The organism is Pseudomonas sp. KB_12, assembly GCF_052114545.1.
GTDB classification, from domain to species: Bacteria; Pseudomonadota; Gammaproteobacteria; order Pseudomonadales; family Pseudomonadaceae; genus Aquipseudomonas; species Aquipseudomonas brassicacearum.
Map to the genome: position 1 here is coordinate 97,699 of NZ_JBFREY010000004.1, position 24,648 is coordinate 122,346.

A 24,648-nucleotide genomic window follows, 5' to 3' on the forward strand; every position below is an offset into this window, starting at 1 on the left:
AATCGACAAGCCAACTCCGATCCCTATGTGGGAGCGAGCTTGCTCGCGATAGCGGACTGTCAGGCAACACAATGGTCGATCCGTAGGCAGTCATCGCGAGCAAGCTCGCTCCCACAGTGGGGAGCGGTGTTGTTTAGTGCTGCAGGATTTTCTCAAGGAAATGCTGCGCGCGTTCGGAGCGGGCGCTGATGTCGCCGAAGAACTCTTCTTTCTTGCAGTCTTCGATGATCTGGCCCTGGTCCATGAAGATCACCCGGTTCGCCACTTTGCGGGCGAAGCCCATTTCGTGGGTCACGCACATCATGGTCATGCCTTCGTGGGCCAGTTGCACCATCACGTCGAGCACTTCGTTGACCATTTCCGGGTCGAGGGCCGAGGTCGGCTCGTCGAACAGCATCACCACCGGGTCCATTGCCAGGGCACGGGCAATCGCCACGCGCTGCTGCTGGCCGCCGGAGAGCTGGCCCGGGTGCTTGTGGGCGTGGGCCGAGAGGCCGACCCGCTCAAGCAGTTGCAGGCCTTTCTTGGTGGCTTCTTCCTTGCTGCGACCCAGCACCTTGATCTGCGCGATGGTCAGGTTTTCGGTGATGGTCAGGTGCGGGAACAGTTCGAAATGCTGGAACACCATGCCCACGCGCGAACGCAGTTTCGGCAGGTTGGTCTTCGGGTCGGCGATGGACGTGCCATCGACCACGATGTCGCCTTTCTGGAACGGTTCCAGGGCGTTCACGCACTTGATCAACGTGGACTTGCCCGAACCCGACGGCCCGCACACCACCACCACCTCACCCTTGCTGACCTCGGTGCTGCAATTGGTCAGTACCTGGAAGTCCCCATACCACTTGTTGATGTTCTTGATAGAGATCATACGGCGAACCTTTTTTGCAGACGCTTGACCAGCTGCGAGGCGGCAAAGCTGACGGTGAAGTACACGAGACCTGCGATGATCAGGAACTCATTGGAGCGGCCGATGATGTCACCACTGGCCCGCGAAGCATTGAGGAAGTCCACCAGGCCGACCGTGTAGACCAGCGAGGTGTCCTGAAACAGGATGATGCTTTGTTGCAACAGCAGCGGGGTCATCTTGCGAAACGCCTGGGGCAGGATGATCAGACGCATGGTCTGGCCGTAATTCATGCCCAGTGCCTGGGCGGCGCCCATCTGGCCCTTGGGAATCGACTGCACGCCGGCCCGGACGATTTCGCAGAAGTACGCCGCTTCAAACATCATGAACGCCACGATGCAAGAACCGAATGCCCCGATTGGCGTGTCTTCGCCGGTGATCCAGCGCAGCACGAACGGTACCGCCAGGTAGAACCAGGTGATCACCAGCAGCAGCGGGATCGAGCGGAAATAGTTGACGTAGGCGCCAGCGATATTGGAGACCAGCTTGTTATGGGACAGGCGCATCAGCGCCAGGATCGTGCCGAGGATGATCCCGCCGACCACGCCCAAGGCCATCAGCTTGAGGGTCATCACCATGCCGTTCCACAAACCGGGAATGGCCGGGATGATGCCAGTGAAGTCGAGTTCCATTATTTACCCCCAACGGAGATCAGGCCGGGCACCGCGACTTTCTTCTCGACCATGCGCATGAGCAGCATCAGGCTCATGTTCAGGGTGAAATAGATCAGCGTGGCCAGGGTGAAGGCTTCGAACAGGTTGGCGGAGAACTCGGCGGTCTGCTTGGTCTGCGCGAGCAATTCCATCAGGCCGATCAGCGAGGCCACGGAGGAGTTCTTGAAGACGTTGAGGAATTCCGAGGTAAGCGGCGGAATGATGATCCGATAGGCCTGGGGCAGCAGCACGTTCCAGTAGATCTGCGGCAGCTTGAAGCCCATGGCACGGGCGGCGGATTCCTGGCCGCGCGGTAGCGCCTGGATACCGGTACGCACCTGTTCGCAAACACGGGCGGCGGTGAACAGGCCCAGGCACACCACGACGCTCAGGTAGGCCGAGGTGGTCGGGTTCAGGTCCTGCTTGTACCACTCCTGCATATCGGCGGGCAGCAGGTCCGGCACCAGGAAGTACCAGATGAACAGCTGAACCAGCAGCGGCACATTACGAAAGAGTTCCACGTAGCAGGTAGCGATGCCAGACACCAGCCGGTTCGGCACGGTGCGCATGACGCCTAGCACCGAGCCCAGCAGCAGGGCGATGATCCAGGCTACGACGGCGATGGCGATGGTCCAGCCCAGGCCGGACACGTACCAGTCGAGATAGGTCTCGCTGCCCACGCCGGTGGACTTGAAGAACACGCTCCAGTCCCAGTTGTAATTCATTAGGGTCTCCCCTCAGATCGTTCGATGTACAAATGCCCGCCTGGGGAAACTCCGTTCCCGCCCGACTTGAAGGCCAGGCACACGCGATCGGCTCGACAGCCACCGGTTCGAGTGTTTCCAGATTTGCCAGCAGGGAGTGACCATCCCCTGAAAGGGCCGGGCCCCTTCAGGAGATAAGGTTAGTCAGAAATCAGGATTTCTTGTCGTCAGCCGCTTTATCGGTCGGCTTGGCGATCAGTGCCTTGAGTTCGTCGCTCATCGGGAAGTTAAGGTTCAGGCCTTTTGGCGGGATAGGTTGCATGAACCATTTTTCGTAGATCTTGTTGATCTCGCCCGAAGCGTAGGTGGCCTTGATGGCGTCATCGACAGCCTTTTTGAACGGCTCGTCGCCTTTGCGCACCATGCAGCCATAGATTTCGTAGGACTGTGGGGTACCGGTCACGGCCCAGTCATCGGCTTTCTTGGCCTTGGCGGCTTCGCCAGCCAGCAGGGCGTCGTCCATCATGAACGCGACGGCACGACCCGATTCCAGCATCTGGAAGGATTCGCCGTGGTCCTTGGCGGAGATGACGTTCATGCCCATCTGCTTGTCGGCGTTCATCGCCTTGAGGATGCGCTCGGACGTGGTGCCGGCAGTGGTCACGACGTTCTTGCCCTTGAGGTCGTCGAAATCCTTGTACTTGGAATCTTTCTTGGACAGCAGCTTGGTGCCGATTTCGAAAATGCCAACGGAGAAGTCAACCTGCTGCTGACGCTCGACGTTGTTGGTGGTGGAGCCGCATTCCAGGTCCACGGTGCCGTTCTGCACCAGCGGGATACGGGTTTGCGAGGTCACCAGGTTGTATTTGACCTGCAGGTTGGGCAGGTCCAGGTCTTTTTTCAGCGCTTCGACGACTTTCATCTGGATATCGTGGGAGTAGCCAACCGGTTTGCCGGAAGCGTCCGCGATGTAGGAAAACGGAATGGAAGCGTCGCGATGGCCAAGCGTGACAACGCCGGACTCTTTGATCTTTTTCAGTGTGCCGGTCAGTTCGGCTGCGAAAACCGGAGTGCTGATCAGAGCGGCAGCCATGGCTGCGCCCAGGAGATGGGGAACGATACGCATCGATGTTTCCTCGACATTGTTTTTTTTATTTCGGCCGGTTTGTCGGCCCTGAGTACTTCGAAGTGCCTGGCAGCTCCTGTTGTGTCGGCGTACAGGCATTCGTCTCCAGGAGTGTAGAGCATGACTCGTGCCAGGCCAGTCATATCTGCGTAATGCATTGTTTTTAAAGGTAATTAATGTTTTGTTTCAGGTTTTTTGCGACCTGCTTCATCCGGTTAGCCGAACTGACTGGTGGGTCGTGTTCGGAAAACCGAATGCTTTTGGCCCGCATCAATCCATTGTGGGAGCGAGCTTGCTCGCGATAGCGGTAGGTCAGTCACATAGAGGTTGAATGTGCTGGCTTTCATCGCGAGCAAGCTCGCTCCCACAGGGGGCGGCTGTGTATTGCAGAATGCAAAAAGCCCCTGAATCGCAGGATTCAGGGGCTTTGGGTTCAGCGGGCTAGCGTTCAGGCCGCTTCGATCTTGCGGCGGTTGTGCTCGACCTTGTCCAGATACTGCTGCAGTTTCTCCTGCTCGACCGGGGTGGTGAACAAGCCCAGCTTGCTGCGGCGCCACAGGATGTCCTGGGCATCGACGGCCCACTCGTCGCTGCACAGGTAGTCGACTTCGCGCGTATAGAGCCCGGCGCCGATGTGCTCACCCAGGTCGCCCAGGTTGTGCACGCCTTCGAGCATGCGCCAGGTGCGGCTGCCGTAGGTGGTGGCCCAGCGGCGGGCGATGTCGGTTGGCAGCCAGTCGAACTTGTCGCGGATCGCCGAGCACAGCGCCTGCGGGGTGGTCATGTTTTCGCCACCGGGGAGGGCCTCTACGGCGGTCCAGCTCGGACGCATCTGGGTGAAGTACGGGGCCAGTTGCGCCATCGCCGATTCGGCCAGTTTGCGGTAGGTGGTCAGCTTGCCGCCGAACACCGACAGCAAGGGGGCTTCTTCACCGCCACCCGACAGCGCCAGGGTGTAGTCGCGGGTCACGGCCGATGGGTTGTCGGATTCGTCGTTGCACAGCGGACGCACCCCGGAATAGCTGTGCAGGATATCGTCGCGGCTGATCTGCTTCTTGAAGTGGGCATTGACCACCTTCAACAGGTAATCGGTTTCGCCCTCGGTGATCGCCACTTTGGCCGGGTCACCGGTGTATTCGCGGTCAGTCGTGCCGATCAGGGTGAACTGGTTCAGGTACGGAATGGTGAACACGATGCGCTGGTCTTCGTTTTGCAGAATGTGCGCATGTTCGCCTTCGTAGAGTTTCGGCACGATCAGGTGGCTGCCCTGGATCAGGCGGATGCCGTAGGGCGATTCCAGCTTCAGGTCATCGCGAATGAACTTGGCGACCCACGGGCCGGCAGCGTTGACCAGTGCCTTGGCGCGGATCGAAAACAGGCTGCCGTCGGCACGTTCCAGGTGCAAGTGCCACAGGCCTTTGCTGCGGCGGGCATTCACGCAGCGCGTGCGGGTGTGGATATGTGCGCCTTTTTCCCGGGCGGCCATGGCGTTGAGTACCACCAGCCGCGCATCGTCGACCCAGCAGTCGGAATATTCGAAACCTTTGGTGATCTCGCTTTTCAATGCGCTGTCGGCACCGAACTTCAGGCTTTTGGAGCCGGCGAGCTGCTCACGCTTGCCCAGGTGATCGTAGAGGAACAGGCCGGCGCGGATCATCCAGGCCGGACGCAGATGCGGGCGGTGAGGCAATACGAAGCGCATTTGCTTGACGATGTGCGGGGCCTTGGTCAGCAGCACTTCGCGCTCGGCCAGCGCTTCGCGCACCAGGCGAAATTCATAATGTTCGAGGTAGCGCAGGCCACCGTGGATCAGCTTGCTGCTGGCCGACGATGTGTGGCTGGCCAGGTCGTCCTTTTCGCAAAGGAACACCGAAAGACCGCGACCGGCAGCGTCCGCGGCAATCCCCACGCCGTTGATACCGCCACCAATGACGGCGATGTCGTAAACCTCGGCGAGAGGGGGCGTAGGCAAGGTAGAAGTGGGCATCGGCTAGCCTCGGGCTCTTGTTCGCAATATTTGAATTCGAACATAAATGTTCATTTGCGAAAATACTAGCCCATAAAGACGGCAACAGCCAGTTAACTTCGATTGAAAATACTGATCAAGAGAAGCTGAAAGGAAAATTTTCGAACATGTAAGGAAGAAGAAGGTGCCTGGGCACGCTGGCGAGAGGGATTTGTGGGAGCAAAGCTTGCTCGCGAAACAGGCGCCTCGTTCTATGTAGAAACTGTGTCGTCTTCATCGCGGGCAAGCCATGCTCCCACAGCAGCCTTGCCACAGGGTATTGAGGAGGTGGTCAGACCACCTCCAGCCGAATCTTGTGCTGGCTCAGCAATTGCGCCAGGGCCGGCACGGGTTGCTGGTCGGTCACCAGGCAGTCGATCAAGCTGATAGGCCCCAGGCGGACCATGGCGTTGCGCCCGAATTTGCTGGAGTCCGCCGCCAGCAGCACTTGTCGGGCGTTGGCGATGATGGCTTGGGAAACCCGCACTTCCTGGTAGTCGAAGTCCAGCAGGCTGCCGTCTTCATCGATCCCGCTGATGCCCACCAGGGCAAAGTCGACCTTGAACTGGTTGATGAAGTCGACGCTGGCCTGGCCCACCACGCCGCCGTCACGCCGTACGTTGCCGCCGGCGATCAGGACTTCGAAGTCGTCCTTGGCGCTGAGGATCGAAGCCACGTGCAGGTTATTGGTGATGACCTTCAGATGGTTGTGATTGAGCAGCGCCCGGGCAATGGATTCGGTGGTGGTGCCGATGTTGATGAACAGCGAGGCATGATCGGGGATCTGGGCGGCGATGGCTTCGGCGATGCGTTGCTTCTCGTCGCGCATCTGATCGGCGCGCATGGCGTAGGCGGTGTTTTCCACGCTTGAATCGTAGGCGGCGCCGCCGTGGTAGCGACGCAGCAGGTTCACTTCCGCCAGTTGGTTGATATCGCGGCGAATGGTTTGCGGGGTGACGACGAATAGCTGCGCCATTTCCTCGATGCTGACATAGCCGCGTTCGCGGACCAGTTCGAGGATTTGCTGTTGGCGGGGAGGCAGATTCATGGGGCTTCCTTTGGGCTGCCGTACAAAATTTGCCCATGATGCCGCAGGAATCCACTCCCGACCAGTTTCAGAACCTTATAAGGCTTTATTCAGCGTCTTCATGGGGTTCCCAATCGCGGGTGCGGCTGACCGCTTTCTGCCAGCCGGCGTAGAGTTTTTCCTTCGCCTGTTCGTCCAGTTGTGGTTCGAATACACGCTCGATCACCGCTTTGCCGCGCAGTTCTTCCAGGGTGCCCCAGAAGCCGCACGCCAGGCCGGCCAAATACGCAGCACCCAGGGCGGTGGTTTCACGCATTTTCGGGCGCTCGACCTGGGTACCCAGGATGTCGGCCTGGAACTGCATCAGGAAGTTGTTTGCCACCGCGCCACCGTCCACGCGCAGGGCCTTGAGGCGTTCCCCCGAATCCTGCTGCATGGCATCGAGTACGTCGCGGGTCTGGTAGGCAATCGACTCCAGCGCTGCGCGAATGATGTGGTCGACGCGTACGCCGCGGGTCAGGCCAAACAGCGCGCCACGGGCATAGGGGTCCCAATACGGGGCGCCCAGGCCGGTGAAGGCGGGCACCAGGTACACACCGTTGCTGTCCTTGACCTTGTTGGCAAAGTATTCGGTATCCAGCGCATCGTTGATGATTTTCAGCTCATCGCGCAGCCACTGGACCGTGGAGCCGCCATTGAAGACCGCACCTTCCAGGGCGTAGGCAACTTCGCCGCGCGGGCCACAGGCGATGGTGGTGAGCATGCCGTGATTGGATTTGACGGCCTTGCTGCCGGTGTTCATCAGCAGGAAACAGCCGGTGCCGTAGGTGTTTTTCGCCTGGCCTGGCTCCACGCACATCTGGCCGAAAAGCGCCGCCTGCTGGTCGCCGGCAATGCCGCCGATGGCGATGCCGCTCTTGGTGCGGCCATAGATCTCCGAGGACGATTTCACTTGCGGGAGCATTTCGCGGGGGATGTCGAGGATGTCGAGCATCTTCGCGTCCCATTCCAGCGAGTGAATGTTGAAGAGCATGGTGCGCGAGGCGTTGGTGTAGTCGGTGACGTGGACCTTGCCGCCGGTGAATTTCCAGATCAGCCAGCTGTCGACGGTGCCGAACAGCAGTTCACCGTTGCGCGCACGCTCGCGGCTGCCTTCGACGTTGTCCAGGATCCACTTGAGCTTGGTGCCGGAAAAGTACGGGTCGGTGACCAGGCCGGTGGTTTGGCTGATGTATTGCTCGTGGCCATCGCGCTTGAGCTGCTGGCAGATTTCGGTACTGCGGCGGCATTGCCAGACGATGGCGTTGTAGATCGGCCGGCCGGTGGTCTTGTCCCAGACCACGGTGGTTTCACGCTGGTTGGTGATGCCGATGGCGGCCACCTGGTCATGGTGCAGGCCGGCCTGGGCGAGGGCTTCGACCATGACCGCGCTCTGGGTGGCGAAGATTTCCATCGGGTCATGTTCGACCCAGCCGGCCTGCGGATAATGCTGGGCGAATTCGCGCTGGGCGGTGCAGACCACGTTGGCGTCACGGTCGAAGATGATCGCCCGCGAGCTGGTCGTACCCTGGTCGAGGGCAATGATGTAGTTCTTGTTCTGGATATCGGTCATGTCGATTGCCTTGGGACGTAAATTAGGGAAGAAGCCACGGTGCAGGCTGGAATGGCAGGAGCCTGCGCCGACTGTTTCAGGATGTTCTGGGCTTGCCGTCAATGGCCGGTTCTGCATCCTTTGTAGCAGTTATGGCGCTGGGCAGGTGGCGGGCAATCAGGCCGCGATAAGCCGCAGCACCCAGGCACGCACCCGCAATCGGGGCAAAAATCGGAACCAGGAAGTACGGGATGTCGCGTCCACCCGTGAGGGAAATTTCACCCCAGCCGGCGAAGAAAGTCATCAGTTTAGGACCGAAGTCCCGCGCCGGGTTCATCGCAAAGCCTGTCAGCGGCCCCATGGAGCTGCCGATCACCGCAATCAACAGGCCGATCAGCAGTGGCGCCAGTGGGCCGCGAGGCAAACCATTGTTGTCATCGGTCAGGGACATGATCACTCCCATCAGGATGGCCGTGATGATCACCTCCACGAGGAAGGCCTGGCCGGTGGACAGTGCGGCGTGCGGGTAGGTGGAAAACACCGAGGCCAGTTCGAGGCTGGCTTCGGTGCCTCGAATCATGTGCCGAGACTGTTCGAAATCGAAGAATAGGTTGCTGTACAGCGTGTAGACCAGAAGTGCGCCGCAGAAAGCGCCGGCCACTTGGGAGAGCATATAGAAAGGCAGTTTGCGCTTTTCGAAGCCGGTGAAAATGCACAGGGCAATGCTGACGGCGGGGTTGAGATGGGCGCCGGAAATGCCCGCGCTCAGATAGATCGCCATGCTGACACCGACACCCCAGATGAGGCTGATTTCCCACAAACCGAAGCTGGCACCCGCTACCTTGAGGGCCGCGACGCAACCAGTGCCGAAAAAAATCAGTAGGGCAGTGCCCAGGAATTCAGCCAGGCATTGGCTGGACAGGGACGGCTGTTGTAAAGCAGTTGTCATTCAAACCTCGGTTTTTTGTTGTTTTGCTGCGCCTTCGATAAAGCTCGATTGCGCGATCTCCGCCGAGGCAGGATCCCCATCCTGATCTCGGGTTGCTGCTTGAGACCTGCGATATGACTTTCAGTTTCGAAAAAATATAGACAAGAAACGCTGGTGTCAAAGGTCGAAAGTGAACCGTCGGTCACATTTCAACTATTCGTGGCGTGAATGACTCTTCCACTGACGGTGGGGTACCGGTACTCGCGACCCCGTCCCAAGCCTTTTCATTGGCGATGGCTTAGAATCCGGCCACTCTTTTTTCATTTCCTTGTCAGGAGCAGTCATGACACCCGCGTTGGATCTGCTTAAGAAAGTGCGCGCCGAACATCGTATCCACAGTTATGAACACGATCCCAAGGCCGCGTCCTACGGCCTGGAAGCGGCGGAAAAGCTCGGCCTGGATCCGGCGCAGGTGTTCAAGACGTTGTTGGCGGCCAGCGAAAAGGGTGAGCTGTTGGTGGCGGTGGTGCCCGTGGCCGGAAGCCTGGATTTGAAAGGCCTGGCCCATGCCGCCGGGGTGAAAAAGGTCGAGATGGCCGACCCAGCCGCTGCGCAGCGTTCGACCGGTTATCTACTGGGTGGGATCAGCCCGCTGGGGCAGAAGAAGCGCCTGCGCACTTTTATCGACAGTTCGGCACAGCCGCTCGCCAGTATGTTTGTCAGTGCGGGAAGGCGCGGCTTGGAAGTCGAGTTGGCGCCTTCGGTATTGAAGGAGCACACCGGGGCGGCGTTTGCCGATATTGGGCGTGCTTGAATAGAGCCGGGTGGCTGCTGCGCAGCCAAGCGGGAGCAAGCTCCCTCGCCACAGGGGTAAGGCTTGAGCTTTATCTGTGTTTTCATCGGCTCTGTAGGGTGAAAATTCTACTGATCTGTCACTGGATAAGCTGCGCCGCTGCACCGCATGCTGGCGCATCAAAAAAAGGAGAAGTGCCATGCAGCTTGCGTTTCATCAGGTCGATGCGTTCAGTGACCGGCCGTTCGGCGGTAACCCGGCGATGGTCTATCGCCTCGACGGCTGGCTTGCCGATGACTTGATGCAGAAGATCGCCGCCGAACATAACCTGGCTGAAACCGCGTTTCTGGTGCGTGAAGGCCAGCATTGGCATATCCGCTGGTTCACGCCCGCCACCGAAGTCCCTCTGTGCGGGCACGCCACGTTGGCCAGCGCTTATGTACTGTTCGAGGTCTACCACGAAACGGTCGAACGACTGGATTTCATCTGCAAGTCCGGTTCGTTGAGCGTTACGCGCGAGGGTGACCGGTTGTGGCTGGATTTTCCGGCCGTCGTGCCTGCCGAGTTGGGCGCGTCCTTGGCCGTCCAGAGTGCCTTGGGTGTCGAAGCGGTGGACGTGCTGAGCTCCAACGAACTGTTCGTGGTGCTGGAGTCGGAGCAAGCGGTGCTCGATTGCAAGCCGGACATGGCGGCCCTGGCAAAGCTGCCTTGGCCCGGCGCTATCGTGACCGCGCCGGGGAGCAAGCATGATTTTGTCTCGCGCTATTTTGCCCCGGCGATCGGCATCAACGAAGATCCAGTCACCGGCTCGACCCACTGCAGCCTGATTCCCTATTGGTCCAAACGCTTGGGCAAGCACGGCCTGACGGCTTACCAATGCTCGGCCCGGGGCGGGGCGTTGTTCTGCCGCTTGGAGGGTGAGCGGGTGAAGATCGGCGGGAATGCGACGTTGGTGGCCAGTGGGACGTTGATACTGGGTTGATGGCATTCCCCGCTGGTTTGCGCCCTGTAGGAGCTGGCGAAGCCTGCGATCTTTTGATCTTTTGATCTTTTGATCTTTCGCTTGAAATTCAAGTGGCTGGGGAAAGATCGCAGCCTCGTTCCGCTCGTCAGCTCCTACAGGCTATAGCGCCGCACACCGCTGTCCACCGGCGGGATGTGCGCCGCGGTGCTGCCTGAGGCCTGGAACAGCACCAGGTGTTCAGCCGCCACGCGGATGCCGACACTGTCCCCGAGCTGATGGTCGGCGTGGCTGGGGAAGATCGATTCCAGTTGCGCGCCTGTGGGCAATTGCAGGCGATACAAGGTTGAAGCGCCCAGGAAGGTCTTGCCGACAATGCTGGCGGTGAGCGTGCTCTCCGGTGCGTAGACGATATCGTCTGGGCGCAGCAACACATCCACCGCTCCGCCGATGGGCCAGGTGTAGGCTCGGTTACCGCGCAGGGTGCCCAACTCGGTTTGCACCGATTCCGGGCTGTCGAGCCGGCCGCGAATGAAGTAGCCCTGGCCAATGAAGCTGGCGACGAATGGTGTCAGCGGTTCGTGATACAGGTTGTAGGGCGTGTCCCACTGTTCCAGTCGACCTTCCTTGAATACCCCGACATGATCACTCACGGCGAAGGCTTCTTCCTGATCGTGTGTGACCAGGATCGCGCTGGTGCCGCGGGCCTTGAGAATATCCCGCACTTCATGGCTGAGCTTGCGTCGCAACTCGCCATCGAGGTTGGAGAACGGCTCATCGAGCAACAGCAGTTGTGGTTCTGGTGCCAGCGCGCGGGCCAGGGCCACACGCTGTTGCTGGCCGCCGGACAACTCATGGGGAAAGCGCTTGCCCAGGTGCTTCAGGTTGACCAGTTCCAGCAACTCTTCGACGACGCGATCCTTGTCCGGATGCTTGCGAATGCCAAAGGCGATGTTCTCGGCCACGCTCAGGTGGGGAAACAGGGCATAGTCCTGGAACACCATGCCGATACGGCGTTTTTCCGGGGCTAGGGTGAAACCGGCTCGGGAAATGGTTTCCCCTGCCAGTTGGATTTCACCCTCGTGCACTGGTTCGAAGCCGGCGATGGCACGCAACGTGGTGGTCTTGCCGCACCCGGACGAACCGAGCAGGCAACCGATATCGCCGGCATTGAGGTGCAGGTTGAGGTTCTGCACGACCCGCTGGTTTTGGTAACCGCAGGCCAGGTCATGCAAATTCAGCAGCAGCGAATGGCTCATGCGTGGTGATACGCCGGCTCGACAAGGAACTCGAGCAGTGCCTTTTGCGCGTGAAGTCGATTTTCTGCCTGGTCCCAGGCCACCGAGCGCGGATCGTCCAGCAAATCGAAACTGATCTCCTCGCCACGGTGGGCCGGCAGGCAGTGCATGAACAGCACGTCGGCATCCGCCAGGTCGAGCAAAGCCCGGTTGACCTGCAGCGGCGCGAACAACTCGAGGCGCTTGGCGGTTTCTTCTTCCTGGCCCATGGAGGTCCAGACGTCAGTGCTCACCAGGTGCGCACCGGCCACGGCCTGTTTGGGATCACGCACGATGGTCACCCGGTCCCCGGCCTTGGCCAGCAACTCGGCATTGGGGTCAAAACCTTCGGGGCAGGCAACGCGCAGTTGGAAGTCGAACTGCAGCGCCGCTTCTATATAGCTGTTGCACATGTTGTTGCCATCGCCGATCCAGGCCACGGTCTTGCCCTGGATCGAGCCACGGTGCTCGAGGAAGGTCTGCATGTCGGCCAGCAACTGGCAGGGGTGCAGGTCGTCGGACAGGCCGTTGATCACCGGTACGCGGGAATGGGCCGCGAACTCGGTCAGGGTGCTGTGGGCAAAGGTACGGATCATCATCGCGTCCAGCATGCTCGACATGACGATGGCGCAATCGCTGATGGGTTCGCCGCGGCCCAGTTGGGTGTCGCGGGGCGACAGGAAGATCGCCTGGCCGCCCAGTTGGATCATGCCGGCTTCGAAAGAGATGCGGGTGCGGGTCGATGACTTCTCGAAGATCATCCCCAGCACGCGGTTTTTCAAGGGCTCGAACAGTACGCCGCGGTTACGCAGGTCCTTGAGCTCCACGCCTCGACGGATCACGCCGAGCAACTCATCGGGCGTGAAATCCATCAGGGAGAGAAAGTGCCTTGCGCTCATGATTGACTACCTTTTTGTAACTGACCGCAGATGCTCAAAGCCTTGTTTATTCAAAAAACGGGCGAGACCTGCGGCAAAAGCCGCACGGGGCGACGAAATAGGGGAAGGCGCGATCTTATAATTAAATGTCGCGTCTTACCAATAGGGCTACGGTTTTTGGGGATTTCAGCGAGGCCATCACGCGAATGCGATGGCATATTTGTGGCCGGTTTCCTGACAGCAGCGACCCATTTGTACACTGGCGTTGCTTGGCTTGGCAATCAAGCGCGGCGGGCGTGCCATGGATGAGAGTCGGTTTGCGCCGTGGCGTCCCAGCCTTTCGCCTGTCTGCTGGTGGCTGTGAAACATTTCCTAATGCAAAGGCCTGGGTTATAAATGAGCCTCAGCGGCACAGGAGCCCGAAATGGATTCGAAAGAGCAACAATTGATGGAATTGCTGGGGCTGACTGCACGCTCGCTGACGCACCTGACGGCTTCGGTGACTTCCATGTCATTCGAATTGCTGCGCAGCGATGATGAGGTGACCAAGGCTGCGGGACGTCGGATGATCGACCGCATGGCCACTATCAGCAGCGGCCTCGACGAGCATTGGCGGCTTATTGGCGAGCTCACGGGTGTGCCCATTGCCCAGGAGCAGGTGGAAACCGTCGAAGAAATCCAGATGCTGGCACCGCCTTCCGATCAGCCTTGACGCCCTCTCATCGGTGGGCCTGATGCCCGGCAATTCACAGGACGAACGTCGCTGGCGCTGCCGGGAATCACGCGCCATAGTTTTGTTCCCGCGGCCGAAAGCGCCCGCCACGAATAAAACAGAGACTGGCCATGACCAAGACTCTCCACCACCGTGCGTGCCACCTGTGTGAAGCCATCTGCGGCTTGACCCTCGAAACCACCGAAACCGACGGCCAGGGCCTGGCGATCACCTCGATCAAGGGCGATGCGCTGGACACCTTCAGCCGCGGTCACATCTGCCCCAAGGCGGTGGCCCTGCAAGATATCCAGAACGATCCAGACCGGCTGCGCCAGCCCATGCAGCGCGTTGGCAATGAATGGCAACCCATTGCCTGGGACGACGCCTTCGCGTTGGTGGCCGAGCGCCTGGCGGATATCCAGGCGCGCCACGGCCAGAACGCGGTGGCGGTCTACCAGGGCAACCCCAGCGTGCATAACTATGGGCTGATGACCCACAGCAACTATTTCCTGGGCCTGTTGAAAACCCGCAGCCGTTTCTCGGCGACTTCGGTGGACCAACTGCCCCATCACCTGACCAGCTATTTGATGTACGGCCACGGCCTGCTGCTGCCGATTCCGGACATCGACCACACCGACTTCATGCTGATCCTGGGCGGCAACCCGCTGGCTTCCAACGGCAGCATCATGACCGTGCCGGACGTGGAGAAGCGCCTCAAGGCGATCCAGGCCCGTGGCGGCAAGGTGGTGGTGGTCGATCCGCGTCGCAGCGAAACGGCGGCCATTGCCAACCAGCACGTCTTTGTACGCCCCGGCGGTGATGCTGCGCTGCTGTCTGGTTTGCTCAATACATTGTTCAGCGAAGGCCTGACCCGTGACAGTCACCTGCCGGTGGACGGCCTGGACGAGGTGCGCGAGGCCGTCGCCACGTTCACGGCTGAAGCCATGAGCCCGCTCTGTGCGGTGCCTGCAGCGCAGATCCGGCAATTGGCCCGGGACTTCGCCGCCGCGCCGTCAGCGGTGTGCTACGGGCGAATGGGGGTCTCGACCCAGGCGTTTGGCACGCTGTGCCATTGGCTGATCCAGGTGATAAATCTGGTCACCGGCAATCTTGATCGGGTGGGCGGGGCGCTGTGCACCGAGCCGGCGGTGGACCTGGTCGCTACCACCTCGGGCGGGCATTTCAACCGTTGGCAGAGCCGGGTGTCCGGGCGTCCCGAGTACTCAGGGGAGTTGCCGGTGTCGGCCCTGGCCGAGGAGATGCTCACCGAGGGTGAAGGCCAGATTCGTGCGCTGGTCACCGTGGCCGGCAACCCGGTGTTGTCCACACCCAACGGGCGGCAACTGGAACAGGCCCTGGACGGGCTGGAGTTCATGGTCAGCCTCGATTTGTACATCAACGAAACCACACGTTACGCCGACCTGATCCTGCCCTCGACCTCGGCCCTGGAGAACGATCATTACGACACCACGTTCAACCTGTTCGCGGTGCGCAACGTGACCCGTTTCAACCGGGCGATCCTGCCCAAGCCCGAGGGTGCGCTGCACGATTGGGAAATCTTCGTCGGCCTGGCCAAGGCCTTTGCCGCCCGAACCGGCAAGGAACTCAAGCCGACCATGCCGCCGGCGCAGATGATCGATTTCGGCCTGCGTAGCGGGGCGTATGGCGACGCCTCGCCGCACAAGCTGTCCCTGACGACCCTGTTCGATCATCCCCATGGCATCGACCTCGGTGCGCTCAAGCCCAACCTGGCAGCACGCCTGAAAACCGAAAACCAACGTGTGCAGGCCGCGCCAGCGGTGATTCTTGCCGACCTTGTGCGCTTTGCCGCGTTGCAGGCGCCAAAACCGGACGAGTTGCTGATGATTGGCCGCCGCCATGTGCGCAGCAACAACTCCTGGATGCATAATTTTCATCGACTGGTGAAGGGCAAGCCACGTCATCAGTTGCTGATGCACCCGGATGACCTCGCCAGTCGCGGTCTTGAGGACGGGCAGCGCGTGACCGTCAGTTCGCGGGTGGGCATCATCGAAGTCGAGGTGCTGGGCAGCTTGGACATGATGAAAGGCGTGGTCAGCCTGCCCCATGGCTGGGGTCATGCCCGGCCGGGCGTGCAGATGACCATCGCCAGCGGACAACCGGGCTCCAGCGCCAACGACCTGACCGATGATTGTCAGCTCGATGAGTTGTCCGGCAACGCGGCGCTTAACGGCGTTCCGGTGAAGGTGGCAGCTGCGTAAAATTGTCTCTGGAGCAGGTTCGGCTTTCCGTTACAATGCGTCACCGTGTCGACAACTTAAGTCGCAAAAGTTTTAAGCCGAGGTGCTCCATGGATATCATCGAAACGATTAAAGACCAGATTGCCAACAACACCATCCTGCTTTACATGAAAGGCTCGCCGAACGCGCCACAGTGCGGTTTCTCGGCCAAGGCTGCTCAGGCTGTGATGGCGTGTGGCGAGAAGTTTGCCTACGTGGACATCCTGCAGAACCCGGAAATCCGCGCCAACCTGCCCAAGTACGCCAACTGGCCAACCTTCCCACAGCTGTGGGTGGGTGGTGAGCTGATCGGTGGTAGCGACATCATGACCGAGATGGCCGCTGACGGCTCTCTGCAGGCCACGATCAAGGCAGCTGTGGAAGCAGCAGCGGCGAACAAGACCGAAGCCTGATTCATGGATGTATGAAACCATGTGGGAGCGAGCTTGCTCGCGATAGCGGTAGGTCAGTCAGTATTTCTTACCTGATCCACCGCTATCGCGAGCAAGCTCGCTCCCACAGTGGATTTAGGTGGGCCTGGAAACCCAGGCAATAAAAAGCCCCGCCTCTCGAAAGAGGGCGGGGCTTTTTAGTGGCTTGCTTTCGGAGAAACTTACTCTTCACCCATCTGCGATTGCAGGTAGTTCTCAAGACCGACTTTGTCGATCAGGCCCAGTTGGGTTTCCAGCCAGTCGATGTGTTCTTCCTCGGACTCGAGAATGTCTTCCAGCAGTTCACGGCTGCCGAAGTCACCAACGCTTTCGCAATGGGCGATGGCGACTTTCAGGTCCTTGTGGCCTTCGCGCTCGATTTTCAGGTCGCACTCAAGCATCTCGCGGGTGTGTTCGCCGATGTGCAGCTTGCCCAGGTCCTGGACGTTCGGCAGGCCTTCGAGGAACAGGATGCGCTTGATCAGCTTGTCCGCGTGCTTCATCTCGTCGATGGATTCGTGGTACTCGTGCTTGCCCAGCTTGTTCAGGCCCCAATCCTCGTACATGCGCGCATGCAGGAAGTATTGGTTGATCGCGACCAGCTCATTGGCAAGGATCTTGTTGAGATGCTGGATGACTGTAATGTCGCCTTTCATGATGAGGCCTGCCCTGTAATAGCTGTGTATAAGGCAGAGTTTGAGCCGCGCATTTACGAGTGTCAAACCTAAGTTATTGAATAATAAATGAAAATTAATCGGAATAAGAATGTTTGTGTTCCGCGTCTGGACGCTAAGCATTTGATTTGCAGGCATAAAAAAACCGGACACTGGGTCCGGTTCCTTGAAAACTATTTATTACGCGTTATTACGCAGCGGTAAATTCTACCGGGTAGGGGATCGAGGCCTGTGCCGTTTGCACTTTGGCGAGGGTTTCACGAACCACTTCCTTGGCCAGGCAGGCACATTTGCCGCATTGGCTGGCTACGCCGGTGGCCTGGCGGACTTCGCGATAGCTGCAGCAACCTTCGTAGATCGCTTCGCGGATTTGCCCGTCGGTGACGCCAGTGCAGAGGCATACATACATAAGTGAGAACCGTCGCTGGTTGTGACTCAATTGAGACGGATCTTAATGTTAACGAGAATGATTGTCAAAGTGGTTTCTCAAGGTCTTGCGCCAGAGCGTTGCCGGGCTGACGAACGGTTTATCCAGGACGACTGATGCGGCATGAAACCGGACGGCGATTTTTCGATACCACCGAAAAACCGTTGAAGACAGTCCAAATGCGCGGTGTATGATGATCGGCCCTTGCAAGCGGGTTCGTGTCACAGGGCTGTCGCCTGAGGGTGGCAGGCTGGCCCGGACCTTGTTTTCACGCTATTACATCAGGAGATATCCAATGAGCGTACTCGTAGGCAAACAAGCCCCAGACTTCACCGTTCCAGCCGTCCTCGGCAACGGCGAAATCGTCGACAGCTTCACCCTGTCCTCGGCCATCAAAGGCAAATACGGCCTGGTGTTCTTCTATCCACTGGACTTCACCTTCGTCTGCCCGTCCGAGCTGATCGCACTGGATCACCGCATGGATGATTTCAAGGCGCGCAACGTCGAAGTGGTCGCTGTTTCGATCGACTCGCACTTCACCCACAACGCCTGGCGCAACACCCCGATCAACAATGGCGGTATCGGTCAGGTGAAATACACCATGGCTGCCGACATGAAGCACGAAATCGCCAAGGCCTATGACGTTGAATCCGAAGGCGGCGTGGCCTTCCGTGGCGCGTTCCTGATCGACGACAAAGGCGTTGTCCGTTCGCAGATCATCAACGACCTGCCACTGGGCCGTAACATGGAAGAACTGATCCGTCTGGTCGACGCGCTGCAATTCCACGAAGAGCACGGCGAAGTCTGCCCGGCCAACTGGAAAAAAGGCGACAAGGGCATGACCGCTTCGCCTGAAGGCGTTGCCGCTTACCTGGGCGAGCACAGCGACAAGCTGTAAGCGCACCGAGGCATAAAAAAACCGGCTCATGATGGGCCGGTTTTTTTATGGGTGTTTCAAACTTGTCGGCTGAAACACAGAACCTTATGGCGAGGTGATTTATCTGTGGGAGCAAGGCTTGCCCGCGATGGCAGCGATGCGGTCTTCAAAAACCGAGTCGCCTGTGTCGCGAGCAAGCTTTGCTCCCACGGGCCGTCACAATGGCTCTACTAGTCAGTCGTCGAAATCCTGCCAGCCACCCATCTCTTTCCACCGGTTGACGATGCCGCAGAACAGCTCGGCGGTCTTCTCGGTGTCGTAGCGGGCCGAGTGGGCTTCACGGCCATCGAAATCGATGTCGGCGGCCTGGCACGCCTTGGCCAGGACGGTCTGGCCGTACGCCAGGCCAGCCAGGGTCGCGGTGTCGAAGCTGGAGAACGGGTGGAACGGGTTGCGCTTCATGTCCAGGCGCGCGACGGCGGCGTTGAGGAAGCCCAGGTCGAAGCTGCTGTTGTGGCCGACCAGGATCGCTCGCTTGCAACCGTTGGCCTTGAGCGCCTTGCGCACGCCACGGAAGATGTCGGTCAGGGCCGTTTCTTCGCTGACTGCCATGCGCAACGGGTGGTCGAGCTTGATCCCGGTGAACTCCAGGGCCGCTGCTTCGACGTTGGCGCCTTCGAACGGCTCGACACGGAAGAAATAGGTGTGGTCAGGGAACACAAAGCCTTTTTCATCCATGCCAATGGTGGTCGCGGCGATTTCCAGCAAGGCGTCGGTGGCGGAGTTGAAACCGCCGGTTTCTACGTCGACGACGACCGGCAGGTAGCCACGGAACCGAGCAGCCATAGGGTGACGGGCGCCGCCCGAACCACCGTTGCCGTCCAGTTCGTCGTCGAAATGATCTTCACTCACACGTTTTCCTCCAGCAGGCGCCAGCGCAGTTTTTCACCGGCGCGCAGCGGGATGACAGCCAGATCGCCGAAAGGCAGGCTGGCGGGGGCGGTCCATTCGTCACGGACCAGGGTAATACGATCGGTGTTCACCGGCAGGCCATAGAAGCGTGGGCCATGCAGGCTGGCGAAGCCTTCGAGTTTGTCCAGCGCGTTGCGCTGTTCGAAGGCTTCGGCGTACATCTCGATGGCGGCATAGGCGGTGTAGCAACCGGCGCAACCGCAGGCCGCTTCCTTGGCGTGCTGGGCGTGGGGTGCCGAGTCGGTGCCGAGGAAAAACTTGGCGCTGCCGCTGGTGGCGGCGTCCAGCAAGGCTTCCTGGTGGGTATTGCGCTTGAGGATCGGCAGGCAATAGAAGTGCGGCCGGATCCCGCCCACCAGCATGTGGTTGCGGTTGTACAGCAGGTGATGGGCGGTAATGGTCGCGCCGACGTTGGCCGGGGCCTCGTTGACGAACTGCACGGCATCGCCGGTGGTGATGTGTTCGAACACCACCTTGAGGGTCGGGAAGCGCTCCACGACGCGGCGCATGTGCTCGTCGATGAAGATTTTCTCGCGGTCGAACACGTCGACGTCGCCCCGGGTGACTTCACCATGGATCAACAACGGCATGCCGACTTCGGCCATGGCCTCCAGCGCCGGGAAGATCTTGTCGATGCTGGTGACGCCGGAATCGGAGTTGGTGGTGGCACCGGCCGGGTACAGCTTGGCGGCATGGACGAAGCCGCTGGCCTTGGCCTCGCGGATTTCTTCGGGCTGGGTGCGGTCGGTGAGGTAAAGCACCATCAACGGTTCGAAGCGGCTGCCAGCAGGGCGTGCGGCGAGGATGCGCTGGCGATAGCCGTCGGCCTCGGCGGCGTTGCGCACTGGCGGAACCAGGTTAGGCATGATGATTGCGCGCCCGAAGGTGCGCGCGACATCGGCGACGGTATGGGTCAACACAGCACCATCGCGAAGATGAATATGCCAGTCGTCGGGACGCAGCAGGGTCAGGCGGTCGGACATTGGGGGGCTTCCAGGCGGGTCAAACTGTGGGAATGCTACCGGAAAAGACCGATTCAGGCACCCGCTATCAAGTTCTGGCACAACTTACCGATAGCTCCTACAGGTGTGCCACGAATCCGTGCAGTGCGCCGGACAGGCGTCATGCCCTCGGCATGCGTCGATCTTTGTATAAAAGTCAGTGGAGCCTCCCGTGCGCCAGCGTTATCTAGCCTTGCTCAGTGTGTTTGCCAGCCTTCCCGCCATGGCGCTCACTTTCCAGACCCGTCTGGAGAGCATTGAGTGGACGGTCGAAGGTGACAAGTTCGAGTGCCGGCTGAGCCAGCCGATCGCTGATTTTGGCAGTGGCGAATTCGTGCGCCGGGCGGGCGAACAGGCGACGTTTCGCCTCAAGACCTATAACCCGATGCTTGGCGGCGGTTCGGCAACCTTGCTGGCGGCCGCCGCACCATGGCAGCCGGGGCGGGGCGATATCAACCTGGGCTCGGTCAGCATCGGCAGCGGCGACGTACTATTCAACAGCTCCCAGGTCCAGGCTGGCCGTTTGATCAGTGGGCTGATGGAAGGTCGCAGCCCCGTGGTGCGCCGCAACACCGAGGACGGGCGAGTCTCGGAAGTCCGCCTGCTGCCGGTGCGTTTCAGCAAGGCCTTCAACGACTATCAAGGCTGCGTGGCAAAACTGTTGCCAAAGAATTTCGAGCAGGTGAAGCAGACACAGATCGGCTTCCCCGGCGAAGCTGTCGAGCTCGATGCCCATGCCAAGGCACAGCTGCAGGTGATGCTCGACTTCATCAAGGCCGATCCAAGCGTCAATCATGTCGAGCTTGACGGCCACTCCGACAACAGCGGCAACCGCCTGACCAACCGTGAGCTGTCACGCCGCCGGGCCCTGGCGGTCCAGGACTTCTTCAAGGCCAATGGCTTCCAGGAGTCGCAGATTACCCTGCGCTTCCACGGCGAGCGTTATCCCCTGGTGCCCAACACCAACGCCGCCAACCGAGCCAAGAACCGTCGCGTAGTCGTGCGCCTGGAGCGCGTGGCGCCGACTGATGCGCCGGCACCGCAGGCACCCGCCGCGCAGCCCGCGCCCGCTGCGGCGCCCGCCAAGGCTCCGGCGCCAACCGCAGCGCCGGCCAAGACGCCCGCTGGGGCGACGGCGCGGACGTCCTGAGTCGATTTTGACCGTCGCGCAATCGACATAATCTGTCGCTTCGTCGTCATAAGCTGTCGCGCCCCTGTAAATTATCCGCGCTGGACGTTAGACTTCCCGGCTTTCCGTACAACCCGTGGAGTGATGGCATGGCGGACGTAAACAAGGTCGTTCTGGCGTATTCCGGCGGCCTGGACACTTCGGTGATCCTCAAGTGGCTGCAGGACACTTATAACTGCGAAGTGGTGACCTTCACCGCTGACCTGGGGCAGGGCGAAGAAGTCGAGCCTGCACGCGCCAAGGCCCAGGCCATGGGCGTCAAAGAGATCTACATCGATGACCTGCGCGAAGAATTCGTCCGCGACTTCGTGTTCCCGATGTTCCGCGCCAACACCGTTTACGAAGGCGAGTACCTGCTGGGTACCTCCATCGCCCGTCCGTTGATCGCCAAGCGCCTGATCGAAATCGCCAACGAAACCGGCGCCGATGCCATTTCCCATGGCGCCACCGGCAAAGGCAACGACCAGGTGCGTTTCGAGCTGGGTGCCTATGCCCTCAAGCCAGGCGTGAAAGTCATTGCCCCGTGGCGTGAATGGGACTTGCTGTCCCGTGAAAAACTGATGGACTACGCCGAGAAGCACGCGATTCCGATCGAGCGCCACGGCAAGAAAAAATCCCCGTACTCGATGGATGCCAACCTGCTGCACATCTCCTATGAAGGCGGCGTGCTGGAAGACACCTGGACCGAGCACGAAGAAGACATGTGGCGCTGGACCGTCTCCCCGGAGAAGGCTCCCGATACCCCGCAATACCTGGAACTGACCTATCGCAACGGCGATATCGTCGCTCTGGACGGCGTTGAGATGAGCCCGGCCACCGTGCTGGCAACCCTGAACCGCATCGGTGGCGAACACGGCATCGGTCGTCTGGACATCGTCGAAAACCGCTATGTGGGCATGAAGTCCCGCGGCTGCTACGAAACCCCGGGCGGCACCATCATGCTGCGCGCCCACCGGGCGATCGAGTCGATCACCCTGGACCGCGAAGTGGCTCACCTCAAAGACGAGTTGATGCCCAAGTACGCCAGCCTGATCTACACCGGCTACTGGTGGAGCCCAGAGCGCCTGATGCTGCAACAGATGATCGACGCCTCCCAGGCTCACGTGAATGGCGTGGTACGCCTGAAGCTGTACAAGGGCAACGTGATCGTCACCGGGCGCAAGTCCGACGAGTCGTTGTTCGATGCCAACATCGCGACCTTCGAAGAAGACGGCGGTGCCTACAACCAGGCTGACGCGGCCGGCTTCATCAAGCTCAACGCCCTGCGCATGCGCATCGCGGCGAACAAGGGTCGCAAGCTGTTCTGACCCTGGTGACATGAAAAACGGCCTGCCATGAGCAGGCCGTTTTTTTTGCCCTTTTTTTTGTGTGGCCTTTGTTGCGGCGCTTCCCCCGCTCGCTCATTCATCCTGCCTGTGCGTTGCCAGGCCTGCGTTGCTGTAGATGACGTACACGACGATGCCGGCGTGTTTCAAATGTCTTGATCGACAAGTCTCGATCGGACGTTTCGATTGGCTGCATACGATACAAAGGGTGTCTGGTTCGCGCCTGCGTCGATGAAGACGTATCACCAGCAGTTCCTTGACGTCGTCCGCCCGACGTAGTTGTCGTTTGCGTCGACAGGGCGAATCATCCATGGTCTTTATGAAGTGTTTGTTCTTGCGAAAATCCGAAGGTGAATACAAGGAACGGTAATTGAAGTTGAGCGTTATGAAAAAAAGCAGCAATAGGTAAAAAGGAAAGCTGATCAGGAACCACAGATAATATTCACGATCCTGGTCATCCAGAAAGGGCAGGGAAATCGCTGCGGAAGTTTCGGATAAAGTAGCGAATATGGCGATGAGGGTCATGGGGTTGGTTATAGTCTTCAAAGGTTTGTTCATGGTTAATGCTCATGGAATACTTGTGCTCGGTGAGTGGGTTGGAAAGTGGTTGTCCATGCCGAATAAATATAGGCATGGTCGCAATGGCTGCCCATGTTGGATGTCAGGCGCCTGAGTATGTTTTATATAGGATTTCCCTTCCTTAAGTGAGTGGAAGGCAGTTTTAACAGTAAATAATTCAGTTACTTTCTATGAGTGAATAACTTTTCAATGGGCTGCCCATAGGTGGGTGGGGCGGTGAAAAGCGCATTGTTCACAGGGTTACCGAATTGTTAAGAAAGGTCATTCCTTCTCAGTAAAAAAATCCATGACACATTTTTTCTGCGGCGATTTGTAGGAGTTTTCTGTATAGCTTGTAGGTTCTGTCTCTCGGTGCGAGCGTTCAGGGGGGGGCAGCATGCCAAGGTAGAAATGACTAGGCTATTGTGCGTGCTCTAAAAATTCGAACAGCGAAGTTGGATTTGCCCATGAATAAAGTGCTGATCGTGGATGATCATCCCGTCATTCGTCTTGCTGTACGTTTGCTGATGGAGCGTCATGGTTATGAAGTCGTTGCCGAAACCGATAATGGCGTCGATGCGTTACAGTTTGCTCGCGAGCTTATGCCCGATATCGTCATTCTCGATATTGGTATTCCGAAGCTGGACGGGTTGGAAGTCATTGCCCGCCTGACGACCATTCCTTCACCCATGAAAGTGTTGGTGCTGACTTCCCAGGCGCCGGGACATTTTTCGATGCGCTGCATGCAGACAGGGGCGGCCGGGTATGTATGCAAGCAACAGGATCTTACCGAGTTGTTAAGTGCAATCAAGGCAGTACTGTCTGGTTACAGTTACTTTCCCAACCAGGCATTGCATACGGTGCGGTCGAGTCTGGGTAATGCCAGTGAGTCCGATATGGTCGATCGATTATCGGGGCGGGAAATGATGGTCTTGCAGCAACTGGCGCGCGGAAAGACCAACAAGGAGATCGCCGATGGAATGTTCTTGAGCAACAAGACCGTCAGTACCTACAAGACGCGCCTGTTATTGAAGCTCAATGCCCGTTCGCTGGTCGACCTGATCGAACTGGCGCAGCGCAATGGCTTGGTGTGAGTTTTCGGGGCACGCGTACTCAGTAAAAAGCCTCCATCAGGGAGGCTTTTACGTGTCAGAGGTCAAAATCATAATCGGCCAGTTGTTTCTGCAGGCGACGCTCTTCCAGCAGGTTATCAATGGTGCGGCGCTTGCTCAGGTTGGTTTTCGCCACTTCCACGACCACAGGTTCGACGTCGTCGGCCTCAGTGGCGATGAATTCGTCTTCTACATCCAGTTGTTCTTTGCCAGCACTCATGGGTTCGACTCCAGGCTAAGACTGCCATTGGCGCTCCTTATATCG

The 24,648-nt window shown here is 59.2% G+C and carries 25 protein-coding genes; 9 read left to right on the forward strand and 16 right to left on the reverse strand.

Annotated features, from left to right (window positions below; genetic code table 11):
- Positions 1-133: 133 nt before the first annotated feature.
- From AB4Z20_RS03545 to AB4Z20_RS03580, 8 genes are all read right to left on the reverse strand, one after another.
- Entirely contained in the window at positions 134-868 is a 735-nt protein-coding gene (locus tag AB4Z20_RS03545; RefSeq protein ID WP_003204983.1) for an amino acid ABC transporter ATP-binding protein, read from the reverse strand.
- The gene (locus AB4Z20_RS03550) at positions 865-1,536 is read right to left on the reverse strand and encodes an amino acid ABC transporter permease (protein WP_214509434.1); all 672 of its coding nucleotides are present in this window, start codon (positions 1,534-1,536) and stop codon (positions 865-867) included. Before AB4Z20_RS03550 ends, AB4Z20_RS03545 begins: the two co-directional genes overlap by 4 nt.
- Positions 1,536-2,282, reverse strand: a complete 747-nt coding sequence (locus tag AB4Z20_RS03555) for an amino acid ABC transporter permease (protein WP_212799251.1) — start codon at positions 2,280-2,282, stop codon at positions 1,536-1,538. Before AB4Z20_RS03555 ends, AB4Z20_RS03550 begins: the two co-directional genes overlap by 1 nt.
- Positions 2,283-2,472: 190 nt before the next feature.
- On the reverse strand, positions 2,473-3,387 hold the full coding sequence (locus AB4Z20_RS03560) for a glutamate/aspartate ABC transporter substrate-binding protein (RefSeq protein ID WP_253477535.1): 915 nt from the start codon (positions 3,385-3,387) through the stop codon (positions 2,473-2,475).
- Between the two features lie 448 nt (positions 3,388-3,835).
- Positions 3,836-5,374: a glycerol-3-phosphate dehydrogenase gene (gene glpD, locus AB4Z20_RS03565; RefSeq protein ID WP_320389366.1), complete on the reverse strand. Its 1,539-nt coding sequence runs from the start codon at positions 5,372-5,374 to the stop codon at positions 3,836-3,838.
- 310 nt (positions 5,375-5,684) lie between these two features.
- Entirely contained in the window at positions 5,685-6,440 is a 756-nt protein-coding gene (locus AB4Z20_RS03570) for a DeoR/GlpR family transcriptional regulator (RefSeq protein ID WP_003204973.1), read from the reverse strand.
- An 85-nt stretch (positions 6,441-6,525) separates the two neighbouring features.
- Positions 6,526-8,031 carry a glycerol kinase GlpK gene (gene glpK / locus AB4Z20_RS03575; protein ID WP_442089345.1) on the reverse strand — a complete coding sequence of 502 codons (1,506 nt, stop codon included), beginning with the start codon at positions 8,029-8,031 and terminating at the stop codon, positions 6,526-6,528.
- Between the two features lie 76 nt (positions 8,032-8,107).
- Positions 8,108-8,959, reverse strand: coding sequence for an MIP/aquaporin family protein (locus AB4Z20_RS03580; RefSeq protein ID WP_258689193.1), 852 nt, complete (start codon positions 8,957-8,959; stop codon positions 8,108-8,110).
- Positions 8,960-9,281: 322 nt separating this feature from the next.
- Between AB4Z20_RS03580 and ybaK the strand changes: the two genes are divergently transcribed.
- Entirely contained in the window at positions 9,282-9,752 is a 471-nt protein-coding gene (gene ybaK, locus AB4Z20_RS03585) for a Cys-tRNA(Pro) deacylase (RefSeq protein WP_053124560.1), read from the forward strand.
- 178 nt (positions 9,753-9,930) lie between these two features.
- On the forward strand, positions 9,931-10,713 hold the full coding sequence (locus AB4Z20_RS03590) for a PhzF family phenazine biosynthesis protein (RefSeq protein WP_442089346.1): 783 nt from the start codon (positions 9,931-9,933) through the stop codon (positions 10,711-10,713).
- A gap of 134 nt (positions 10,714-10,847) precedes the next feature.
- On the opposite strand, the gene AB4Z20_RS03595 is transcribed toward AB4Z20_RS03590, so the two are convergent.
- Positions 10,848-11,951 carry an ABC transporter ATP-binding protein gene (locus AB4Z20_RS03595; RefSeq protein ID WP_320389362.1) on the reverse strand — a complete coding sequence of 368 codons (1,104 nt, stop codon included), beginning with the start codon at positions 11,949-11,951 and terminating at the stop codon, positions 10,848-10,850.
- Positions 11,948-12,868, reverse strand: coding sequence for an ornithine carbamoyltransferase (gene argF / locus AB4Z20_RS03600; protein WP_253477509.1), 921 nt, complete (start codon positions 12,866-12,868; stop codon positions 11,948-11,950). The genes AB4Z20_RS03595 and argF overlap by 4 nt, the downstream gene beginning before the upstream one ends.
- Before the next feature lie 403 nt (positions 12,869-13,271).
- Between argF and AB4Z20_RS03605 the strand changes: the two genes are divergently transcribed.
- The 3 genes from AB4Z20_RS03605 to grxD all read left to right on the forward strand — a co-directional run bounded on the left by AB4Z20_RS03605 (position 13,272) and on the right by grxD (position 16,230).
- The gene (locus AB4Z20_RS03605; protein ID WP_072348410.1) at positions 13,272-13,559 is read left to right on the forward strand and encodes a hypothetical protein; all 288 of its coding nucleotides are present in this window, start codon (positions 13,272-13,274) and stop codon (positions 13,557-13,559) included.
- 131 nt (positions 13,560-13,690) lie between these two features.
- Positions 13,691-15,799, forward strand: coding sequence for a molybdopterin oxidoreductase family protein (locus tag AB4Z20_RS03610; protein ID WP_442089347.1), 2,109 nt, complete (start codon positions 13,691-13,693; stop codon positions 15,797-15,799).
- An 89-nt stretch (positions 15,800-15,888) separates the two neighbouring features.
- Positions 15,889-16,230 carry a Grx4 family monothiol glutaredoxin gene (gene grxD, locus AB4Z20_RS03615; RefSeq protein WP_018614171.1) on the forward strand — a complete coding sequence of 114 codons (342 nt, stop codon included), beginning with the start codon at positions 15,889-15,891 and terminating at the stop codon, positions 16,228-16,230.
- A 200-nt stretch (positions 16,231-16,430) separates the two neighbouring features.
- On the opposite strand, the gene bfr is transcribed toward grxD, so the two are convergent.
- Both bfr and AB4Z20_RS03625 read right to left on the reverse strand, forming a co-directional pair.
- Positions 16,431-16,904 (reverse strand): bacterioferritin, encoded by a 474-nt coding sequence (gene bfr / locus AB4Z20_RS03620; protein WP_018614169.1) that lies wholly within the window; start codon positions 16,902-16,904, stop codon positions 16,431-16,433.
- Positions 16,905-17,112: 208 nt separating this feature from the next.
- Positions 17,113-17,331, reverse strand: coding sequence for a bacterioferritin-associated ferredoxin (locus tag AB4Z20_RS03625; protein WP_003178704.1), 219 nt, complete (start codon positions 17,329-17,331; stop codon positions 17,113-17,115).
- 313 nt (positions 17,332-17,644) lie between these two features.
- Between AB4Z20_RS03625 and AB4Z20_RS03630 the strand changes: the two genes are divergently transcribed.
- Positions 17,645-18,247, forward strand: coding sequence for a peroxiredoxin (locus AB4Z20_RS03630; protein WP_003204949.1), 603 nt, complete (start codon positions 17,645-17,647; stop codon positions 18,245-18,247).
- A gap of 213 nt (positions 18,248-18,460) precedes the next feature.
- Here AB4Z20_RS03630 and rnt read toward each other — a convergent pair whose 3' ends face one another.
- Together rnt and pyrC are read right to left on the reverse strand one after the other, a co-directional pair.
- Entirely contained in the window at positions 18,461-19,138 is a 678-nt protein-coding gene (gene rnt / locus AB4Z20_RS03635; protein WP_003204947.1) for a ribonuclease T, read from the reverse strand.
- Positions 19,135-20,181, reverse strand: a complete 1,047-nt coding sequence (pyrC, locus tag AB4Z20_RS03640) for a dihydroorotase (RefSeq protein ID WP_214509444.1) — start codon at positions 20,179-20,181, stop codon at positions 19,135-19,137. Before pyrC ends, rnt begins: the two co-directional genes overlap by 4 nt.
- A gap of 190 nt (positions 20,182-20,371) precedes the next feature.
- On the opposite strand from pyrC, the gene AB4Z20_RS03645 reads away from it, so the two are divergent.
- A complete protein-coding gene (locus tag AB4Z20_RS03645) occupies positions 20,372-21,349 on the forward strand; it encodes a flagellar protein MotY (protein WP_253477502.1) in 978 nt (325 codons plus the stop codon).
- A gap of 128 nt (positions 21,350-21,477) precedes the next feature.
- A complete protein-coding gene (locus AB4Z20_RS03650; RefSeq protein WP_003204943.1) occupies positions 21,478-22,695 on the forward strand; it encodes an argininosuccinate synthase in 1,218 nt (405 codons plus the stop codon).
- 93 nt (positions 22,696-22,788) lie between these two features.
- On the opposite strand, the gene AB4Z20_RS03655 is transcribed toward AB4Z20_RS03650, so the two are convergent.
- A complete protein-coding gene (locus AB4Z20_RS03655) occupies positions 22,789-23,271 on the reverse strand; it encodes a hypothetical protein (RefSeq protein WP_253477499.1) in 483 nt (160 codons plus the stop codon).
- A gap of 467 nt (positions 23,272-23,738) precedes the next feature.
- Between AB4Z20_RS03655 and AB4Z20_RS03660 the strand changes: the two genes are divergently transcribed.
- Positions 23,739-24,365 carry a response regulator transcription factor gene (locus AB4Z20_RS03660; protein ID WP_057452503.1) on the forward strand — a complete coding sequence of 209 codons (627 nt, stop codon included), beginning with the start codon at positions 23,739-23,741 and terminating at the stop codon, positions 24,363-24,365.
- A gap of 55 nt (positions 24,366-24,420) precedes the next feature.
- Here AB4Z20_RS03660 and AB4Z20_RS03665 read toward each other — a convergent pair whose 3' ends face one another.
- Complete coding sequence (locus AB4Z20_RS03665) at positions 24,421-24,603, reverse strand: PA3496 family putative envelope integrity protein (RefSeq protein ID WP_214509446.1); 183 nt, start codon at positions 24,601-24,603, stop codon at positions 24,421-24,423.
- Positions 24,604-24,648 lie beyond the last annotated feature (45 nt).

Excerpts from the sequence above, each read along its gene's own strand:
- AB4Z20_RS03655 (WP_253477499.1), bottom strand. The coding sequence starts at position 23,271 with ATGAACAAACCTTTGAAGACTATAACCAACCCCATGACCCTCATCGCC.
- argF (WP_253477509.1), bottom strand. The coding sequence starts at position 12,868 with ATGAGCGCAAGGCACTTTCTCTCCCTGATGGATTTCACGCCCGATGAG.
- AB4Z20_RS03650 (WP_003204943.1), top strand. The coding sequence starts at position 21,478 with ATGGCGGACGTAAACAAGGTCGTTCTGGCGTATTCCGGCGGCCTGGAC.
- AB4Z20_RS03545 (WP_003204983.1), bottom strand. The coding sequence starts at position 868 with ATGATCTCTATCAAGAACATCAACAAGTGGTATGGGGACTTCCAGGTA.
- AB4Z20_RS03665 (WP_214509446.1), bottom strand. The coding sequence starts at position 24,603 with ATGAGTGCTGGCAAAGAACAACTGGATGTAGAAGACGAATTCATCGCC.
- AB4Z20_RS03610 (WP_442089347.1), top strand. The coding sequence starts at position 13,691 with ATGACCAAGACTCTCCACCACCGTGCGTGCCACCTGTGTGAAGCCATC.
- AB4Z20_RS03630 (WP_003204949.1), top strand. The coding sequence starts at position 17,645 with ATGAGCGTACTCGTAGGCAAACAAGCCCCAGACTTCACCGTTCCAGCC.
- ybaK (WP_053124560.1), top strand. The coding sequence starts at position 9,282 with ATGACACCCGCGTTGGATCTGCTTAAGAAAGTGCGCGCCGAACATCGT.
- AB4Z20_RS03570 (WP_003204973.1), bottom strand. The coding sequence starts at position 6,440 with ATGAATCTGCCTCCCCGCCAACAGCAAATCCTCGAACTGGTCCGCGAA.
- AB4Z20_RS03595 (WP_320389362.1), bottom strand. The coding sequence starts at position 11,951 with ATGAGCCATTCGCTGCTGCTGAATTTGCATGACCTGGCCTGCGGTTAC.
- AB4Z20_RS03660 (WP_057452503.1), top strand. The coding sequence starts at position 23,739 with ATGAATAAAGTGCTGATCGTGGATGATCATCCCGTCATTCGTCTTGCT.
- AB4Z20_RS03550 (WP_214509434.1), bottom strand. The coding sequence starts at position 1,536 with ATGGAACTCGACTTCACTGGCATCATCCCGGCCATTCCCGGTTTGTGG.
- AB4Z20_RS03605 (WP_072348410.1), top strand. The coding sequence starts at position 13,272 with ATGGATTCGAAAGAGCAACAATTGATGGAATTGCTGGGGCTGACTGCA.
- AB4Z20_RS03580 (WP_258689193.1), bottom strand. The coding sequence starts at position 8,959 with ATGACAACTGCTTTACAACAGCCGTCCCTGTCCAGCCAATGCCTGGCT.
- AB4Z20_RS03555 (WP_212799251.1), bottom strand. The coding sequence starts at position 2,282 with ATGAATTACAACTGGGACTGGAGCGTGTTCTTCAAGTCCACCGGCGTG.
- glpK (WP_442089345.1), bottom strand. The coding sequence starts at position 8,031 with ATGACCGATATCCAGAACAAGAACTACATCATTGCCCTCGACCAGGGT.
- AB4Z20_RS03590 (WP_442089346.1), top strand. The coding sequence starts at position 9,931 with ATGCAGCTTGCGTTTCATCAGGTCGATGCGTTCAGTGACCGGCCGTTC.
- glpD (WP_320389366.1), bottom strand. The coding sequence starts at position 5,374 with ATGCCCACTTCTACCTTGCCTACGCCCCCTCTCGCCGAGGTTTACGAC.
- pyrC (WP_214509444.1), bottom strand. The coding sequence starts at position 20,181 with ATGTCCGACCGCCTGACCCTGCTGCGTCCCGACGACTGGCATATTCAT.
- AB4Z20_RS03560 (WP_253477535.1), bottom strand. The coding sequence starts at position 3,387 with ATGCGTATCGTTCCCCATCTCCTGGGCGCAGCCATGGCTGCCGCTCTG.
- AB4Z20_RS03625 (WP_003178704.1), bottom strand. The coding sequence starts at position 17,331 with ATGTATGTATGCCTCTGCACTGGCGTCACCGACGGGCAAATCCGCGAA.
- grxD (WP_018614171.1), top strand. The coding sequence starts at position 15,889 with ATGGATATCATCGAAACGATTAAAGACCAGATTGCCAACAACACCATC.
- bfr (WP_018614169.1), bottom strand. The coding sequence starts at position 16,904 with ATGAAAGGCGACATTACAGTCATCCAGCATCTCAACAAGATCCTTGCC.